This window comes from Gammaproteobacteria bacterium (assembly GCA_016199745.1).
Lineage (GTDB): Bacteria > Pseudomonadota > Gammaproteobacteria > Acidiferrobacterales > Sulfurifustaceae > JACQFZ01.
This window is the reverse complement of sequence record JACQFZ010000035.1, coordinates 1-17,487: the sequence shown is the minus strand read 5'-3', so window position 1 is coordinate 17,487 and position 17,487 is coordinate 1. Positions and strand designations below refer to the sequence as shown.

Here is a 17,487-nt window from a genome sequence, read left to right as displayed (position 1 = left end):
GTGTATGACACCGCACAGACTGAAAATGTCAGTCGCAGTACCTTTGACGCTCGGAACCTGTCCGCGAATAGAGCGGTTTTTTCGGCACGCGCCGCGCGTCGAGGCGCGTTGCAATCCTATGGAAAGGAACATCAGCATGTTCATGCCTCGCTTGCGTAGCGATCGACCGCTGCCGCGCGGCTCGAAGAACCTCGCCTTCATCAGCCAGTTCGTCGAGATTGCGGATGACGTCGTCTTCACGGTGGAGTATTCAGTGCGCGCGGCGCAGATGGCTGTTTATGAGTTGTTTGGTATCGAGCGCAAGATTCCGCCCATAACGCCACACGACAAGTCGCTTCGAGCGCAGTTTGAGGCGCTGATCAAGGCGTTCGCATGATATTGGGTTGATGTGGATCAAGGAGTTTAAGTGACATTCGGTTGATGATGGGCACTGAGTAACAGCACTAGCACAAGGACCACTTCCGATAACGCCGGAAAGATTAATTACACCGGAACTACGAGGGCCGCATGAAACACGATCATATCGATAAACCACCATCGTTCTGGCGTTCGCGTACTGGCCTGGTACTCATGGGCTTCATCGCCATCGCGGGATTTTTTCTGGCCACCGAACATCGTGCCCATCTATTCGGCTGGCTGCCATTCATACTGCTCGCGCTATGTCCGCTGATGCATTTATTCGGCCACGGCGGCCACGATCATGGCGACAAGGGAGCCAAACAATGAGCGACGCTCCTGCCTATGGCTTATGGTCGCTGGCCATCATCAACTCGGCGGTATTTATTTTTTTCGCCTTCAGCTTCGCCAAGCCGCAGAGCAAACGCGACTGGCGCTCGTTCGGCGCATTTTCGGGCTTCATCGTGGCGCTGTTCACTGAGATGTATGGCTTTCCGCTCACGATCTATTTTTTCTCCGGCTGGCTACAGAGCCGCTATCCCGGCGTGGATTGGTTCGCGCACGATTCGGGCCACCTGCCTGAAATGCTCTTCGGTTGGAAAGGAAACCCTCACTTTGGGCCGTTTCATCTATTGAGCTTCGTCTTCATCGGCGGCGGTTTCATCATGCTCTCGAATGCATGGCGCGTGCTGCACGCAGCGCAGAAACATCACACATTGGCGATCACCGGCCCGTACGCGCGTATTCGTCATCCTCAATATGTTGCCTTCGTCCTCATCATGTTCGGCTTTTTATTGCAGTGGCCGACGCTCTTAACGCTCGTGATGTTTCCGGCGCTGGTCTACATGTATGTTCGTTTGGCACGGCGCGAGGAGCGCGACGGCGTCGCCGAATTCGGCGATGCCTATCGCCGTTATGCCGCCCATACCCCGGCGTTTATTCCACGGCTCGGCGGTCGCGCCGATCCGCAAGCTCAGCATTGATCGGTTTATGACGAGGTGACTTATGGCAACCAGCAAGGCAGTAACAGTAGGCGTGGCATCCGCCGTGACCTTCGGCGCGCTGTCGTTGGTATGTTTGATGGCGGTACTGCTTTTCCCCGACGGCACCCTGGGATTTTTCAATAGCTGGTTCCACGGGCTCGATCTCTCGCTCATCAAGCGCCCGCCGACGAAGCCGATCGGCGTCGGTGAAGCGGTTGGCGGTTTTATATCCGTGGTGGTCGTGAGCTTTATTTTTGGCGCGCTCTTCGGATGGATCTACGAGCGTGTCGGTCGTCGTTAGTCCAAGGCAATTTATTTCATCACCCAAGGAGATTGTTATGCAAAACACAGTGAGGCGTGGATACCTGGCCGCGCTATGTATGGCGGCGTTGATGTCCGGTGGTTCGGCGTATGCGGCAACAGCCGCTGGACCGGGGTCGGCACATATGTCGGGCGTGATGCATGACATGTTGGCTCAAATCGCACGCCTGCCCGGTGTGCACCATGCCGAAGTGAACTACGTCGCCGGCAAACGCACACGGCTGGAAGGCCGATGATGGAACACGCGACGACGCAATTCGAGCATGCACCCGCATGATCTCGACAGACGGTGCTTCTGGATTACCGCTGGCAGAGACTAGTCGTGTGACTCAATCATAAATAAGGTGGATTAATGCAACTCGCGTTTCTCGGCGCAACGGGTACCGTAACCGGTTCGAAGTACTTGATGACGGTTGGCGGCAAACAGATCCTGGTGGACTGTGGACTGTTCCAGGGCTTCAAGCAACTGCGGCTGCGTAACTGGGCGGCGCTACCGTTCGATGCGCGTGCGCTCGACGCCGTGATACTCACGCACGCACATCTTGATCACACCGGTTACCTTCCGCTGCTGGTGAAGAACGGTTTCACCGGGCCGGTCTATTGCACGCAAGCAACGAGTGAGTTGTGCGCGCTCCTGCTGCCGGACAGCGGTCATTTGCAGGAAGAAGACGCGGCGTATGCAAACCGCGGCGGTTTCTCGAAACATCAACCGGCATTGCCGCTGTATACCGAAGACGACGCCAGGCGCGCATTGCTGCGGCTGAAACCGATCGCCTTCGAGCGCGATGTGGATCTCGGCGCGGGCGTGAATTTCAGCTTCCTGCCCGCGGGACATATTCTCGGCGCGGCGATGGTGAAGCTGCATCACGCCGGAACCTCGATCCTGTTTACCGGCGATCTCGGGCGCGCCAACGATCTTTTAATGCTGCCGCCCACGCCCGTACCGCGCGCGGACTATGTCGTGGTCGAGTCCACGTACGGTAGTCGCCGACACGATGCACGCGATCCGCGCGAACGGCTGGCCGAGATTCTGAATCGCACGTTCGAACGTGGCGGTGCGGTCATCGTGCCGGCGTTCGCGGTCGGTCGTGCGCAAACGCTCCTGTACTACGTTCATCTCCTAAAGTCGGCCAAGGCGATCCCGGACGTACCGGTGTTTTTGAATAGCCCAATGGCGGTGAATGTAACGCAAATCTTTCACCAACATCGCGGCGAACATCGCTTGACGCCCGAGCAATGCGACGCCATGTGCGCCGTGGCGACGTACGTCAACAGCGTCGACGAATCGAAGGCACTCAACGCACGCAAAGGGCCGATGATCATCGTCTCGGCCAGCGGCATGGCCACGGGCGGTCGCGTGTTGCATCACCTGAAGACATTCGCGCCCGACGCGCGTAACACGATTCTGTTCGCCGGTTTTCAGGCCGGCGGCACGCGCGGCGCGGCGATGCTGAACGGTGTTGAGGCGGTGAAGATACACGGCGAACTGGTGCCGGTGCGCGCTGAAGTGGCGAACATCTCCAACCTCTCGGCGCACGCCGATTACGTCGAGATTCTCGATTGGCTCGGAAATTTCGGGTCAGCGCCACGCCAGACATTTATCACCCACGGCGAGCCGGCGGCGGCCGATGCGCTATGCAAGCACATCGAAGAACGGTTCAAGTGGAATGTGCGGGTGCCAAACGATCAGGAACAAGTGATGCTCACCGCGGAGCTTGTCGAGAAAATATCGATGTCATGAAGTCGTAACGGAGACACGACAGAGCTTGACGACATGAACCGGGTCACGATCAAACTTTCCCGTAACGACGATTCATCGAGGACCGCAATGCGATGAAACCGCGGCACGGATGGGACCAAGCGCTATCGACCCACGAAGCAGCCGCGCGATGGGTGCGCGTACGGACTGACGCGCGGTGGGCTGAACGGCGTGCTCGCCCGCATCACGCTCGCGATGGCCAATCTACCGGAAGAATTTCCGTTGGTGTTGACCGTATTTTTGGCGCTCGGTGCCTGGCGCATCTCGCGACAGGATGTGTTAACGCGACGCGCCCTGGCGATTGAGACGCTCGGTGCGGCAACCGTCCTGTGCGTGGATAAAACCGGCACGCTGACTGAAAACCGCATGACGGTGCGTGGGCTATGGATCGAAAACGAAACCATCGACATAGACACGACGAACGTCACGCCACTGCCCGAGCGCTTTCATGATGTTGTGGAGTTCGGCATCGCTCGCGAGCGAAATTGAACCATTCGATACCATGGAAAAGGCGTTCTTCACGCTGGGGCGCGATATTTTCACCGAGCAACCGCATCAAGGCTGGCAGCTGGTACACAAGTATCCGTTCGCGTCCGAATTTCCAGCGCTCACGCACGTTTGGCAATCGGCCGATCACGATCACTACGTCGTTGCCGCCAAGGGCGCACCGGAAGCGATCGCCACGCTCTGCGGCTTAACAGCGTCCGCGCGCGCAACCCTGTTGGGGAAAGTGGCAACAATGGCCGAGCGCGGCTTGCGAGTGCTTGGCGTGGCGCGTGCTGAACTTCCGTCCACCAGCGGTGGTAGTACGCCGAGGCAATCCTATTCGGCGGCGGCGTTGGCGAGCGCGCGCCGAGGGTGCGTTCGAAAATTTTGTCAGGGTTGGAAAGGCTCGGGATATCACTCGACACCGACACCAACCATGCCGCCATCGGAAGGCAAGCGCGTATCAGTGACGGCGACAGTAAGGTCGAGGTGTGGGTAATTCCAGTGGATGAAGCCGAAATGCTCGCACGCGCTGCCGTGGCGATAATAAATTAGATTCAAACGAGTCCTGCACCGGCCATGGCGCGACAATCGACATCCATAGAAAAGGTTCCGATTTGAATGGCACTTACTTAACAATTTCACCGCCGCGGAAAAGGGAACATCGGCTGACACGCTCCCGTTGTTGCTTAAGGCAACCCTGATCCATTTATAAAATGTATAAAACTAGTCAAAGTCTGTCTGAGCTTAAGTAAGTACCATTCGGTTCTGATTCCATTTCCATCTTGCTTACGCGACCCCTCGCAGCAGAGCGGCGCCAAGCGCTTACAAGGATGAGCATGAAAGCAAAGGAGACTCAGTCATGAATGAAGCAGCGACGGCGACCCAACCCGCGGTAGGCCCGTTATCGGCCGAGGACGTACGCAAAATCGACGCGTACTGGCGCGCCGCGAACTATCTATCGGTCGGGCAGATCTATCTGCTCGACAATCCGCTTCTCAAGGAGCCGCTCACGATCAATCACGTGAAGCCGCGATTACTCGGTCACTGGGGCACGACGCCCGGGCTCAATTTCATTTACGTCCATCTGAATCGCGCTATTAGTAAGTATGACCTCAATGTGATGATCGTCGCCGGCCCCGGTCACGGCGGCCCGGCGCTGGTGGCCAGTACCTGGCTCGAAGGCACCTACAGCGAGCTCTACCCGAACGTGTCGCAGGATGCGGAGGGAATGAAGAAGTTGTTCCGGCAATTCTCGTTTCCGGGCGGCATCGGCAGTCATGCGACGCCGGAGACACCGGGGTCGATCCACGAGGGCGGCGAACTGGGGTACTCGCTGTCGCACGCGTACGGCGCGGCGTTCGACAATCCCGATTTGATCGTCGCCTGCGTGGTCGGCGACGGCGAGGCCGAGACCGGGCCGCTGGCGGCCGCTTGGCACTCGAACAAGTTTCTCAATCCGTCGACCGATGGTGCGGTGTTGCCGATTCTGCATTTGAACGGCTACAAGATCGCCAACCCGACCGTACTAGCGCGCATTCCGCGCGCGGAATTGGAAAGCGTGCTCGTCGGATTCGGCTACCGGCCGTACTTTGTTGAAGGCAGCGAGCCCGAGGCGATGCATCGGAAGATGGCGGTGACCGTCGATGCTGTCATCGCCGATATCAAGTCAATTCAGAAACAAGCGCGCTCAGGTGGCCAACACGAACGCCCACATTGGCCGATGATTGTCTTGAAGACGCCGAAAGGTTGGACCGGACCGAAAGAGGTTGATGGAAAGAAAACCGAGGGCAGTTGGCGCTCGCATCAGGTTCCGTTCGGCGAGCTGGCGGAAAAGCCGGAGCACCTGAAACTCCTCGAGCAATGGATGAAGAGTTACCGGCCCGAAGAGTTGTTCGATGCCGACGGCACACCGCGTCCCGAGCTGCAGGCGTTGGCGCCCGACGGCGCACGGCGCATGGGCGCGAATCCGCACGCCAACGGCGGTGCGCTGCTCAAGGATTTGAATCTGCCCGAGTATCGTCACTATGCCGTGAACATTCCAACACCGGGCTCGGTATCGGCCGAGGCGATGCGTGTGACGGGCAATTATCTGCGCGATGTCATGACGCTCAATCTGGCATCGCGCAACTTTCGCGTCGTCGGTCCGGATGAAACCGCCTCGAACCGGCTTGGCGCCTTGTTCGAAGTCACCGAGCGCGCGTGGATGGCCGAGCGCATTGCCGACGATGACCATCTCGCACCGGATGGCCGGGTGATGGAAATCTTGAGCGAGCACACCTGCCAGGGTTGGCTCGAAGGTTACCTGCTCACCGGCCGGCACGGGGTGTTCTCATGTTACGAGGCGTTTATTCATATCGTCGACTCGATGTTCAACCAGCACGCCAAGTGGATCAAGGTCGCCAAAAAGATCCCCTGGCGGCGGCCGATCGCCTCGCTCAATATTTTTCTGACCTCGCATGTTTGGCGTCAGGACCATAACGGCTTTTCGCACCAGGACCCGGGCTTCATCGACCACGTGATGAACAAGAAGGCTGACATCATTCGTGTCTACCTGCCGCCCGACGCCAACACGCTGCTTTGCGTGACCGATCATTGTCTGCGCTCGCGCAACCTCGTGAACGTCGTCATCGCCGGCAAGAACGATCAGCCGCAGTGGCTCGACATGGATGCCGCCATCAAGCACTGCGCCGCGGGCATCGGTGCCTGGCAGTGGGCGAGTAACGACCAAGGCGCGGCCGCCGACGTCGTGATGGCGTGCGCCGGCGATGTGCCGACGATTGAAACGCTCGCGGCGGTAGACTTGCTGCGCCAACTCGTGCCGTCGCTCAAGGTGCGCGTCGTCAATGTCGTCGATCTGATGACGCTGCAGCCGAGCGAAGAGCACCCGCACGGACTTTCAGATCGCGATTTCGACGCGCTGTTCACGACAGACAGGCCCGTTATTTTTGCCTATCACGGTTATCCGTGGCTGATCCACCGTCTGACCTATCGGCGCACCAATCACGGCAATCTGCACGTACGCGGCTATAAGGAGGAGGGCACGACGACGACGCCTTTCGACATGGTTGTGCTCAACGATCTCGATCGATTTCGCCTAGTGATGGACGTGGCGGACCGCGTTCCTTTTCTTGCCGACGAAGCCGCGGACCTCAAACAACGGATGCAGGATAAACGCCGTGAGCACAAACGATACATCGTCGAGCATGGCGAGGACATGCCCGAGATACGCAACTGGAGATGGTCGCGCGGAAACGCCAGTGATGCCGGTATCGAATATCACAGTCCTCAGCGCGAGGCATAACGACGATAGAAGTACTGTTTAACGGCCTCCGCCGCAAATAGATAGCACAGCAGCAGTCCCAGCAGGATCAGGAAAAACAGCGGCGGCGGAGCGACGAAATCGAAATACGAACCGATCGGTGTAAACGGCAGCGCCATGGCAGCGATGACGATTACCAATGACGTTGTCGACAGCCAAACATTGGGAACGCTGCGCCACGGTCTGCGGCGCGTGCGGATGATGAATATCACCAATACCTGAGTCGCTATCGATTCGATGAACCAGCCGGTGCGGAACAGTGCTGGCCCCGCCTGGAAAAACCGCAGCATGATGAAGAACGTGAGAATGTCGAAGACCGAGCTGACCGGTCCAACGACCCACATGAAGTTACGAATGAAGCGCATGTCCCAGTGTCGCGGCTTTTCGAGATATTCCTGATCCACGTGGTCCAGTGGGATGGCAATTTCAGAAATGTCGTAAAGCAAATTGTTGAGCAGGATCTGCACCGGCAGCATCGGCAAGAACGGCAGAAACAGCGACGCGCCGGCCATGCTGAACATGTTGCCGAAGTTCGAGCTCGTGCCCATCATGATGTACTTCATGATGTTGCCGAAGGTGCGCCGACCTTCGAGCACGCCGTCGTACAGGACGTTCAAGTCCTGTTTGAGCAGGATTATTTCCGCGGCCTCCTTGGCGATGTCGACGGCGCTGTCGACGGAAATGCCAACGTCCGCCGAGTGCAGCGACGGTGCGTCATTGATGCCGTCGCCCAGATAGCCGACCGTATGACCGCGCGCCTTGAGGGCGAGGATGATGCGATTTTTCTGCGTCGGCGTGACGCGGCAAAACAAATTGTTGTTCTCTGCTTGCACTTGTAGCGCCTGGTCGTCCAGGTGCTGGATGGCCTCGCCGGTTAGCATGCCGTGAATCGGTAATCCCAGTAGGCCACAAACATGTTGCGTCACTAGTTCGCTATCGCCGGTGACGATCTTGATGGTAACGCCGCTGGCAGCGAGTGACTTAAGGGCCGCGGCGGCGCTCGCTTTTGGCGGGTCCAGAAAAGCGGCGAAGCCGGCAAAGACGAGCCCCGCTTCATCGCTCACAACGGCGTGCGGATGATCTGGCGCGACATTGCGCCAGGCGACGCCCAGCACTCGGAAGCCTTCCGTCTCCAGGCTTGTGCGCAGCGCCTGGAGTCGCGCGAGCGTTTGAACATCGATGCTTGCCGGATTTTGTTCGCGCCCGACGGCGTGATGCGTGCACAGACGTAGGATGTCTTCCGGCGCACCTTTTACGACCAGCAAGCGCTCGCGACTGTTATCTACCAGTACTGACACGCGCCGGCGTTCGAAATCGAACGGTACCTCATCGAGCTTGTGCCAGCTCGATACGTCAATCTCTTTGTGTTCGAGGATCGCATCATCCAGCGGACTCTTGAGACCGGTTTCGAAATAACTGTTGAGGTAGGCAAGCGTTAACACCTGCGTGCTGTCTTGGCCGTCGGCATCGATGTGACGCTCTAGATGGATACACGCTTGTGTCAACGTGCCGGTCTTGTCGGTGCACAACACGTCCATGCCGCCGAGGTTATGAATCGCCGCGAGCCGTTTGACGACGACGTCTTTCTTGGCCATGCGCAACGCGCCGCGTGCCAACGTCACCGACACCACCATCGGCAACAGCTCCGGTGTCAAACCGACGGCCAAGGCAACGGCGAATAGAAACGATTCAAGCAGCGGACGGTGGAGCAGGGTGTTGATCAGCAGCACGAACAACACCAACAGGATGGTCAGGCGCATGATGAGCATGCCGAACTGGTGTGTGCCGATCTCGAACGCGTTGGCCGGCGCTTTCGTGGCCAGCGATTCGGCGATCGAACCCAACGCCGTGGCCGAACCCGTGCGGCAGATCATGACGGTTGCGGCGCCGCTGATCACCGAGCTGCCCATGAACACCGCGTTGATGACTTTGCTGATGTCGTCGGTCGGCGCCGGTAAATCGCCGCTGTGCTTTTCAACCGGATAGGATTCGCCGGTGAGCAGCGACTGGTTCACGAAAAAGTCCTTGGCCTCCAACACGCGCCCGTCGGCCGGCACCAGATTGCCGGCCGATAACAACACCGTGTCGCCCGGCACTATGTCGGCCATGTTCACGTCAATCTTGCGACCGTCGCGCACTACCGTTACCCGTGTTGTCACAGACAGGCGTAATCGTTCCGCAGCGCGGCCGGCTTGATACTCCTGTACAAAATCGAGTGTCACGCTGATAAGTACGATGACACCGATGATGACGAAACTCACCACATCCCCGGTAAGCGCGGCGACGCCGCTCGCCACCAGCAGCACGATGACCAGCGGGTTGCCGAAGCGAGCGGCAAACTGCAGCAGCAACGCGCGCCGAGGATGTGTCTGTAAGGTGTTGGGACCGATAGCGGTAATGCGTCGGCGAGCGTCTTCACCGGTGAGTCCGGTTGGGCCCGCGTTCAATTGCGACTGATTGGAAGTAAGCGGAAGATTCCAGAACGAGGATTGTTGATTCTGCACCGAAATTATCAGTTAGCGCGCGGCGCGGTTGAGGTGGCTATCGACAAACCGAGCCGACGTTTCACAAATTCGCAGACCAAGATCGCCGCTGGATAAGCGATTTCTTAATGGCGGTCAGAAGTTGATCTCGGGCAGGGCTATTCTTTATATAGTAGGGAATGGAGAGAACTTGCACGAAAATACCCATAACTGGATTCTAGGAGTGTTTGCGCGACGTCCACATTATCTCTTATTAACAGGATCGGCACCTTGCAAATACTCAATGGCCCGCTGGTTTCGACCGACTTTTTTTAGCAGCCTGGAAGGGCAAGTCCATACTACTAACCCGAGTTTCGAATCCCCGTGGGAACGCCATTTTCTAAGTCAATAACTTACCGCTCCGGGGTGAATGGCACTTAAACAAAAGCCGAAGCCTATCCGTCGACACTCCCTCTCCCACAAGGGGAGAGGGAACACTGCTGTTATGGCGGTGAATCTATTAAGTACGTGCCAGTCGCGTCAGACCCGAATGGCACTTACTTAAGCCGCGGCACGCTCTAGCTCCCTCCCCCTCAGGGGGAGGGTCGGGGTGGGGGTGGGTTTTTTGCAGTAGCGACCATAATTCACCCCCATCCTGTCCTTCCCCCTGAGGGGGAAGGAACCTGCTAATAAGGTCGGGGCAGGTCAGTTTAGTAACATAGTCGAGTTAAGTAAGTGCCATTCCGCTCCGGGGTTTTAAACCCCGGTTATTTTTTTCCCATCCTTGAGTTTTTGTGGAACGCCGATGCTACATCGGTGTTCGTGCGCCACCGCCGAATTGTCGCCAGCCGTCGCAATGTCTTAGTTCTGAGTCAATTATTTTTCCTCTCACGAGTTCAGTGGTAGATCTTCTATAAATTCTCCCATGAAAGTCGGACTCAGCGCCTGGGCGTATGCTGTGGCACGTCGCTAGGCATGCCCAGATTATGCCGTCCGGTCGGGAGCCCCTTCGAGAAGGGGCTCCCTTGGGTACACGCGCTTAATTGTATTCAACGGTACAGCCATAAGGCTGGGTCGCAGACGTTGTCACTGCTTTGCCCGCCAGGGATTCATCGAGTGCGGCTCGAACGTAGTTCTTCGCGACTTTGATGTCTTCGACGTTGGCGCTGCTGTTGTCGTCGATCGCGCCGGCATAAATCAATTTACCTTCCGGGCTAATCACGAACATATGCGGCGTCGTCTTCGCGCCATAAAGGCTGGCGACCTTCGCGCCATCATCGATCAGGAGTGCTTTTGGTGCCGCCTTCTTTTCCTTGAGCCAGCCGTCGAGTGCCTTCGGCGAATCATGACTACCCGTGCTCACAGTCAGCCAGACGACGTTGTTATTGCCGTAGGTCTTTTGCAGCGACTGCATGTTGCCGCCCTTGTAGTGCTTTTGCGTGAACGGGCAGTCTGGGTTCATCCATTCCAGCACGACGTATTTCCCTTTAAAACTCGACAAGGTGACTTGCTTGCCGCCGCTGTCGGCGACGCTAAAGTCCGGTGCGGCTTGTCCGACGGAGGCGGTGGCGCTCGCGACAGCAGATACGGACAGGGCAGCGACAAATGTTATTGACGTTAAGAGGGCGTGTTTCATTGTAGTCTCCATTGAAATGATGATGTTTAGATACGCAAGGAACGACCCGGCGTTACGGTGTTTGTCTACGATTAATAAAAGGACTCGTTAATCGCCTGCAATACGACTCCTTTGCTGAGTACTTCCGGTAGCAATCGTGGCGGCTGACCTGGCCGTTGAATGAGATACACCGGCACGCCGTTGCGTCCGAGTTGTTCCAGCGCGCGCGTGATGTCGGGATCGCGTCGCGTCCAGTCGGCGCGCAGCAGGGTGAAATGTCGTGCCGCGAACGCGCGTTGAACGTCGTCGGTTTCCAGGATGAACCGTTTGTTGACCTGGCAGGTGATGCACCAAGCGGCGGTGAAATCGACGAATAGGGTTTTACCTTCGGCCTTAAGGGCGTCAAATTTCTGCGGCGAGTACGCGGCCCATCTGCTGGCGTCGGTCGAGGCGCTGGTCGGTGGTGTCGACGCGCTTGGCCCCTGCGAGAGCCACACGACGACGGCGACGGCGCTCACCGCGGCGGCGAGCGAACTGACGCGCATCGCTAGTTTGCGTTTTGATTCTCTCGATTGACGCGCGAGCCACACGCTAAATCCCAGCAAGAGCATAGCGCCCAATAAATAGATCACGGCATCGGTACCGAGCTGCATACCGAGTACCCAAGCGAGCCAGATGACGGTTGCAAACAACGGAAACGCGAGGAACTGGCGCAGCCGTTCCATCCAAGCGCCTGGCTTTGGTAATAGGCGTCTAGCGCCGGGGAATGCGGTGAGCAGCACGTACGGCAATGCCATCCCGACCCCGAGTGCCGTGAACACAGCGAACGATGTCGCGCTCGACTGCGTGATGGCGATTCCCAATGCGGCACCCATAAAGGGTCCGGTGCACGGCGACGCCACTGCAACCGCGAGTACGCCTGATAGCATTGCCTCAAGATCGGGTTGGCGCGCGTGGGTCGACGTCATTGCATCCGGCAACACGCGACCAAAATCGATGGCACCGATTAAGTTCAACGCGAGCACAAAGAACAGCAGTGCCAATCCCGCGACGACTATCGGCGACTGCAATTGAAAGCCCCAACCGAGTTGTTGCCCGGCAGCGCGCAAGCCAATCAATAAGGCCGCGAGCAGCCAGAAGGAGACGATGACGCCGAGCGCATAAAACAGGCCATGACGGCGCACGCGCCGTGAATCAGTTTCTTGTGCGAAAGCGAGCACCTTGATTGACAGCACCGGAAATACACACGGCATCACGTTCAGGATTAGGCCGCCGATGATGGCGAGGCTGATCGCGGCCATTAGTGTGAGCGGTGTTGCGGCGGGAGTTGTCGGGGTGCTCGCGTTATTCTCGGTGCCGGTGATCGGCACATCGAGCTCGATCACGCGCGGTTGGTTACCCTTCGACGTTTCGGTTACCAATATTCCGCGCGCGCGGGTTAACGGCGCAATCGGTTGGAGCGCGCGTGAGATGTCGAGCGCGTAGCCGGTATCGGTGGGTCGCAATAGTTGCGGCTTGCTGGGTTCGACCAAGCCTGGGTCGTAAGGAAAATAATGCGCAGCGCGCAGCTGGCCAAGCTCCGCCGGCGGTTTTACCTGCAGCACGGCACCCTCGGCGGCGCGAGTTGCTTCGAGTTGCCAGCCGTTAGCCGGCAGTGGAAGAAGCGCCCGCGTGCGCGCGAGTCCCGTCGCTGCCGCTGGATTCAACGGCGCTTGCGAACCCGCCGCCATCACTGGCAACGTCACGCTGAATTCGCCGCGCTCAGGAATGCAGATATGGTTGCATACCAACCATTCGGCATGCGCCGATAACGTGGCAGACGATGCCGTGTAATGGGTGGGCAGTCGAATCTCGGAGATAAGCCACACCTCACCTTCATAACCAAAGTTCATTAACGGGCCGAACGGGAGTGCTTGCGGTGCGGGCCAGTGGACGTCACTTGCCTGCGCGCCTGGTGGCAACGTCCAGCGCAGCGTGGTCGGCAATCCTGAATCACCCGAGTTGCGCCAATAGGTGTGCCAGTAAGGAATGTGTGCGATCTTGAGCGCAACGCCGGTCGGCTTGCCGGGTACGAGTGCGATGTGTTCCGCGATGAGTTGCGCGGTGACATGGTTGGTCTTAACGACATTGGCGGAAACCTCGGCGTAGGCAATAGCAGGAGTGACCCATGCGACCGCAATTAAGACGACGAACCGGTACACGCCATACAGCGATACCAGGCGTGACGCCTTCTCATTGCTATTCATTTTTTTAAAGCGATATTCCATTCGTATCAGCTCTTGGGAGGGGGAGGGGTTGTGCCACAGGAATTCGTATTGCATCCGCTACCGCGTTTGACGCAACACCGGCGCTTATGTTGATAAACGCGGTAGCCGAGATAGCCGAGCGCGAGCAGTCCCACCGGCAGAACACATTCCAGGAATTCGCTTATATATGGCGACGGCACGAACGCGCCGGCCGCTCCTAGGGTGCCGATGGCGGCAATAACAACACCCGCGCAACACGCTAGGCAGGCGAGCCCGACGAACAAACCGATTTTTTGGGTTGTTTTCATGACGTTTTTTCTAGTCCTCTGGAAACTAATCGATCGCTGTCCTGTCTTCTCAACCCGAACATCTGTTAACGTTGTTTTTCAGGACGGCGGCAGCATAGAACCTAGAGTTACTTCAGATGCAAGCGGTTTCGAGGGCAAACGACATGTGGAATATAGGCCGGCTTTCGCGGACGACCGACTGCAAGATAGAAACGATTCGTTACTACGAAAAAATCGGGCTGCTTCCTAAGCCATCTCGCAGCGACGGCGGACATCGACTTTACACAGCCGCTCAGGTAAGCCGCCTACTCTTCATACGGCGTGCGCGCACGTTAGGTTTTACGCTCGAGCACGTCCGTGAGCTCATCGAGCTCTCGCAAGACAAACAACGCTCCTGCCAGGATGCGCTGGCGTTGACCGTGCGACATCTAGATCTGATCGAGACAAAACTGACTCAGCTACAGCAGATCAAAAGTGCGCTCATGCGTATGGCCGGTGACTGTCGTGTCTGCTGCCCCGATGCGAAAGCGCCCGATTGCACGATCTTCGAAGCGTTGACGGCTTCGTATGCGGTATCGACCGACAATGCTGGTATCGCCAAGTGCTGTTAGGTGCCGATGGGTCCGAAGGTTCTTCTGGACAAGTTGTTACCTGAGGTTCCTGCTAAGATTCTGCTAGAATAGTTTGAGTACTTACATGCGACATCGCTGGCGTTTGTGTGCCACTACCGAAGTGTCACCAGTCATCGCGATATCTTAGTTTTGAATCGGTCATTTTCCCTCTCACGAGTTCAGTAGTAGATCTTCTATAAATTTTCCCATGAAAGGGTTCGCGCACGAACCTTTGTGGCGGGTTATTTTTGGTTGACACGCAATAGCGGGTTCCCGTCCTTTTCGTGCGTAGAGTAACGTTTTCAATTCGGCCATTAGATAGCTTGTTTTTTCCCCGCACAAACGTCATTTGGGAAAAATTTGAAGTAGGTGTAACTTCGGTTGCCTCGCAGATCGCATCAGGAAATGCGCTGTAGTGCATCACTCTCGCGTTGTGCTTCGTTTCCTCAATAGGCGTGCTTTTGCAGGCGCTAACTCACGCTACCGCTGAAACGCGTTGGAAAGGAATGAACATGAATCAGATGGGATTGGTTTTGCAAGGCGGAGGCGCCCTCGGTGCCTACGAATACGGCGCGGTGACGCGGTTGGTTGAGCTGGGCTGGCGGCCGAAAGCGGTAACGGGTGTTTCTATCGGCGCAATCAATGCGGCGGCGATCGCCGGTGCTCGTGACGGCGATATCATCGAGAGTCTGCACCGATTGTGGGGCGCGATTACGCTGCCGCAGATTCCATGGTTGCCGGCGAACCGGCAGGCGCTGTTATCGCTGTTTGGGAATTGGAATTTCTTTCGTCCGCGTTTTGATTACTACGCGTTGCCCACGTGGACGAATCTTTGCGTGATATGGCCGATGCTGGGGACGCTGAGAAAGATTTGCGATTTTGAAAAGATCAGCGATCCGAACCACATGCGCTTCGCCGTGACCGCTACCAACGTGCAGACGGGACGACAGGAAACGTTCTCGAATTATTTTCCGGAGACAGCCAGGACCGCCGCTGATAGCCCGAACAAAATCGAGCGTGAAAACGTCAAGTCGTATCGAATCAAAATAACGCCGGAACACGTCACGGCGAGCGGTAGCCTGCCGCCGGGATTTCCTGCCACTGAAATGTTCGGCAAGCAGTATTGGGATGGTGGCCTGTTTAGCAATACGCCGATTGAAGCGTTGCTCGATCTCCTGAGTGCGGATGACGTCGAATCGCTGCCGATATTCGTTGTCAATTTGTTCGCCAGCAAGCGGCCGGTGCCGAAAAATCTGCTGGAGGTAAACGAGCGCATCACCGAGCTCAGTTATCAGAATCGCTTCTGGGCGCAATACGGCGGTACGTCTCGTCTCAAGGGCTTCATCGAGATGCTCGCGCAATTAGATGCGGAGCTACCGGGCGATAGTCCGGTGCGCAAGAACCGGGCTTTTTACTGGCTGCAACGGCTTCGCGCCATCAAGAACATTCAAGTCATTCAGGCCGAGCCCGGTGGCATGACCGGGGGAATGGATTTCTCGCCGTATGGCGTTAGAAAGCGCTACGAGGCCGGTCGTGACGCCGTCGACAAACATTTCCAGAAGGCGCCGGCGGAACGCACCGTCGCCGGAATCGTCCGCACGGAAGAAATGATCCGTAACGACCCAAAAAAGCCGGCCGAGGTGCGCGTCGGTATTCATTAACCTACGTCTCTGGGTTCAAGGTGTTCAAGAATATCAATCTGGATATACGCCGCGGCATACTCTCGAAAGCTCGTCCTCATCACGATCGCTTCATGGGGTCTCCGTGGCGTTTAAGTAATTTATGCTGATATATAAAAATAGTTGCTATTTCAGCTTGTGAAGACGAAGATTTTTCATGTGTCCAGTTAGACCCATTTCTTAAAATAATTAAGTTTTTTGAAACACCAACTCGGAACTCTGACACTCAATCGGAGTTCGCATCTCATCAGTACGGCAGAGCCGGCTCGGCTCGAGTGCTGTGTTCTAAACACCTCGGTACCGTGGGGCGAGCACCCACCTGCAATACGGGAGTTTGCCCCGGCGGATTACTTGGCGTTGCGCAGTGGCCACCCGCATTATGCGCTGGCAAATAATCGTGGGCTCGTGTGTCAACACGTCGTCGACTCGAATTGGATGGAGTATCTTTGTATCCCGTTGAGCGCCCTTGGCGATGTCCAGGGTGTGCTGCACCTGCGGAGCGCGCCACTGAGTTCACCGTTCGCAGAGCTCGACGTGCACCTCGCAAACCGTGTGGCGCAACACTTGACGCTGGCGTTATCGAACTTTCGGCTTCGTGCGCGGCTGCACAATCAATCGATACGCGATCCACTCACCGGGTTGTTCAATCGCCGTTATCTGGAAGAGACACTCGAACGGGAGCTGAGCCGCAGTCGGCGGCATAAGCACGCGCTCAGTATTGTGATGCTGGATCTCGATCACTTCAAACACTTCACGACACCTACGGCCATGGTGTCGATGATGACATGCTCTCCGTCTTCGGCCGTTTTTTGCAACGCCGCATACGCAAGGAAGATGTCGCCTGCCGTTATGGCGGCAAGGAATTCACGCTGATATTGCCTGACGCCGCGCTCGATGCAACCGACATACTGACGCACCGTCTGGCGGACGGACTTAAACAATTGCGTATCGAGCACGACGGCAGCAAGCTCGGTCTACTCACGGCCTCGATGGGGATTGCAGTGTTGCCGCAGCACGGAGACGATGCCAAGACGCTGCTGGCACTTACTGACGCCGCGCTTTATCGCGCCAAGCGAGAGGGGCGTGATCGCATTTGTATTGCCGAAGTTCCGACCTAATCGAATCGGTGCGATCGATTCCCGACAAATGATGTCGGACGAAAGTTACTACGGTGTGCTGGCTAGGGCCTGTCATCAATTAATCCCCTTTGTCATACTTCTGTTCTCTCCAACTGCGAGCAAGCACAGCGGAAGATGGCCAGACGATACGGATTGCGAGACGACCAGTGGGAACGAATCAAGGATTTACTGCCGGGCCAAG

16 protein-coding genes and 1 pseudogene are annotated in these 17,487 nt (G+C 57.1%); 13 read left to right on the top strand and 4 right to left on the bottom strand.

What is annotated here, in order from left to right:
- The first annotated feature begins 133 nt into the window (after positions 1-133).
- The 9 genes and pseudogenes from HY308_08750 (at position 134) to HY308_08710 (ending at position 7,249) form a co-directional block, all read left to right on the top strand.
- A pseudogene (locus tag HY308_08750) lies at positions 134-376 on the top strand (oleate hydratase).
- 131 nt (positions 377-507) lie between these two features.
- A complete protein-coding gene (locus HY308_08745) occupies positions 508-726 on the top strand; it encodes a DUF2933 domain-containing protein (GenBank protein MBI3898371.1) in 219 nt (72 codons plus the stop codon).
- Positions 723-1,379 carry an isoprenylcysteine carboxylmethyltransferase family protein gene (locus HY308_08740; GenBank protein ID MBI3898370.1) on the top strand — a complete coding sequence of 219 codons (657 nt, stop codon included), beginning with the start codon at positions 723-725 and terminating at the stop codon, positions 1,377-1,379. The genes HY308_08745 and HY308_08740 overlap by 4 nt, the downstream gene beginning before the upstream one ends.
- A 22-nt stretch (positions 1,380-1,401) precedes the next feature.
- The gene (locus tag HY308_08735; protein MBI3898369.1) at positions 1,402-1,680 is read left to right on the top strand and encodes a hypothetical protein; all 279 of its coding nucleotides are present in this window, start codon (positions 1,402-1,404) and stop codon (positions 1,678-1,680) included.
- A 37-nt stretch (positions 1,681-1,717) separates the two neighbouring features.
- On the top strand, positions 1,718-1,936 hold the full coding sequence (locus tag HY308_08730; protein ID MBI3898368.1) for a hypothetical protein: 219 nt from the start codon (positions 1,718-1,720) through the stop codon (positions 1,934-1,936).
- A gap of 116 nt (positions 1,937-2,052) precedes the next feature.
- A complete protein-coding gene (locus HY308_08725) occupies positions 2,053-3,441 on the top strand; it encodes an MBL fold metallo-hydrolase (protein ID MBI3898367.1) in 1,389 nt (462 codons plus the stop codon).
- A gap of 189 nt (positions 3,442-3,630) precedes the next feature.
- Complete coding sequence (locus HY308_08720) at positions 3,631-3,948, top strand: hypothetical protein (protein ID MBI3898366.1); 318 nt, start codon at positions 3,631-3,633, stop codon at positions 3,946-3,948.
- Between the two features lie 330 nt (positions 3,949-4,278).
- A complete protein-coding gene (locus HY308_08715) occupies positions 4,279-4,500 on the top strand; it encodes a hypothetical protein (protein MBI3898365.1) in 222 nt (73 codons plus the stop codon).
- Positions 4,501-4,807: 307 nt separating this feature from the next.
- Positions 4,808-7,249, top strand: coding sequence for a phosphoketolase family protein (locus HY308_08710; protein ID MBI3898364.1), 2,442 nt, complete (start codon positions 4,808-4,810; stop codon positions 7,247-7,249).
- Here HY308_08710 and mgtA read toward each other — a convergent pair.
- The 4 genes from mgtA to HY308_08690 all read right to left on the bottom strand — a co-directional run bounded on the left by mgtA (position 7,234) and on the right by HY308_08690 (position 13,898).
- Complete coding sequence (mgtA, locus tag HY308_08705; GenBank protein ID MBI3898363.1) at positions 7,234-9,783, bottom strand: magnesium-translocating P-type ATPase; 2,550 nt, start codon at positions 9,781-9,783, stop codon at positions 7,234-7,236. The genes HY308_08710 and mgtA overlap by 16 nt on opposite strands.
- Before the next feature lie 985 nt (positions 9,784-10,768).
- Positions 10,769-11,365 (bottom strand): thioredoxin family protein, encoded by a 597-nt coding sequence (locus HY308_08700; GenBank protein MBI3898362.1) that lies wholly within the window; start codon positions 11,363-11,365, stop codon positions 10,769-10,771.
- Between the two features lie 71 nt (positions 11,366-11,436).
- On the bottom strand, positions 11,437-13,611 hold the full coding sequence (locus tag HY308_08695; GenBank protein MBI3898361.1) for a thioredoxin family protein: 2,175 nt from the start codon (positions 13,609-13,611) through the stop codon (positions 11,437-11,439).
- Positions 13,612-13,616: 5 nt separating this feature from the next.
- Positions 13,617-13,898 carry a hypothetical protein gene (locus HY308_08690; protein MBI3898360.1) on the bottom strand — a complete coding sequence of 94 codons (282 nt, stop codon included), beginning with the start codon at positions 13,896-13,898 and terminating at the stop codon, positions 13,617-13,619.
- 116 nt (positions 13,899-14,014) lie between these two features.
- On the opposite strand from HY308_08690, the gene HY308_08685 reads away from it, so the two are divergent.
- The 4 genes from HY308_08685 (at position 14,015) to HY308_08670 (ending at position 17,285) form a co-directional block, all read left to right on the top strand.
- On the top strand, positions 14,015-14,488 hold the full coding sequence (locus HY308_08685) for a helix-turn-helix domain-containing protein (protein MBI3898359.1): 474 nt from the start codon (positions 14,015-14,017) through the stop codon (positions 14,486-14,488).
- A 512-nt stretch (positions 14,489-15,000) separates the two neighbouring features.
- Positions 15,001-16,149, top strand: a complete 1,149-nt coding sequence (locus HY308_08680; GenBank protein MBI3898358.1) for a patatin-like phospholipase family protein — start codon at positions 15,001-15,003, stop codon at positions 16,147-16,149.
- Positions 16,150-16,719: 570 nt separating this feature from the next.
- Complete coding sequence (locus HY308_08675) at positions 16,720-17,040, top strand: diguanylate cyclase (protein ID MBI3898357.1); 321 nt, start codon at positions 16,720-16,722, stop codon at positions 17,038-17,040.
- Entirely contained in the window at positions 16,953-17,285 is a 333-nt protein-coding gene (locus HY308_08670) for a diguanylate cyclase (GenBank protein MBI3898356.1), read from the top strand. The genes HY308_08675 and HY308_08670 overlap by 88 nt, the downstream gene beginning before the upstream one ends.
- Positions 17,286-17,487 lie beyond the last annotated feature (202 nt).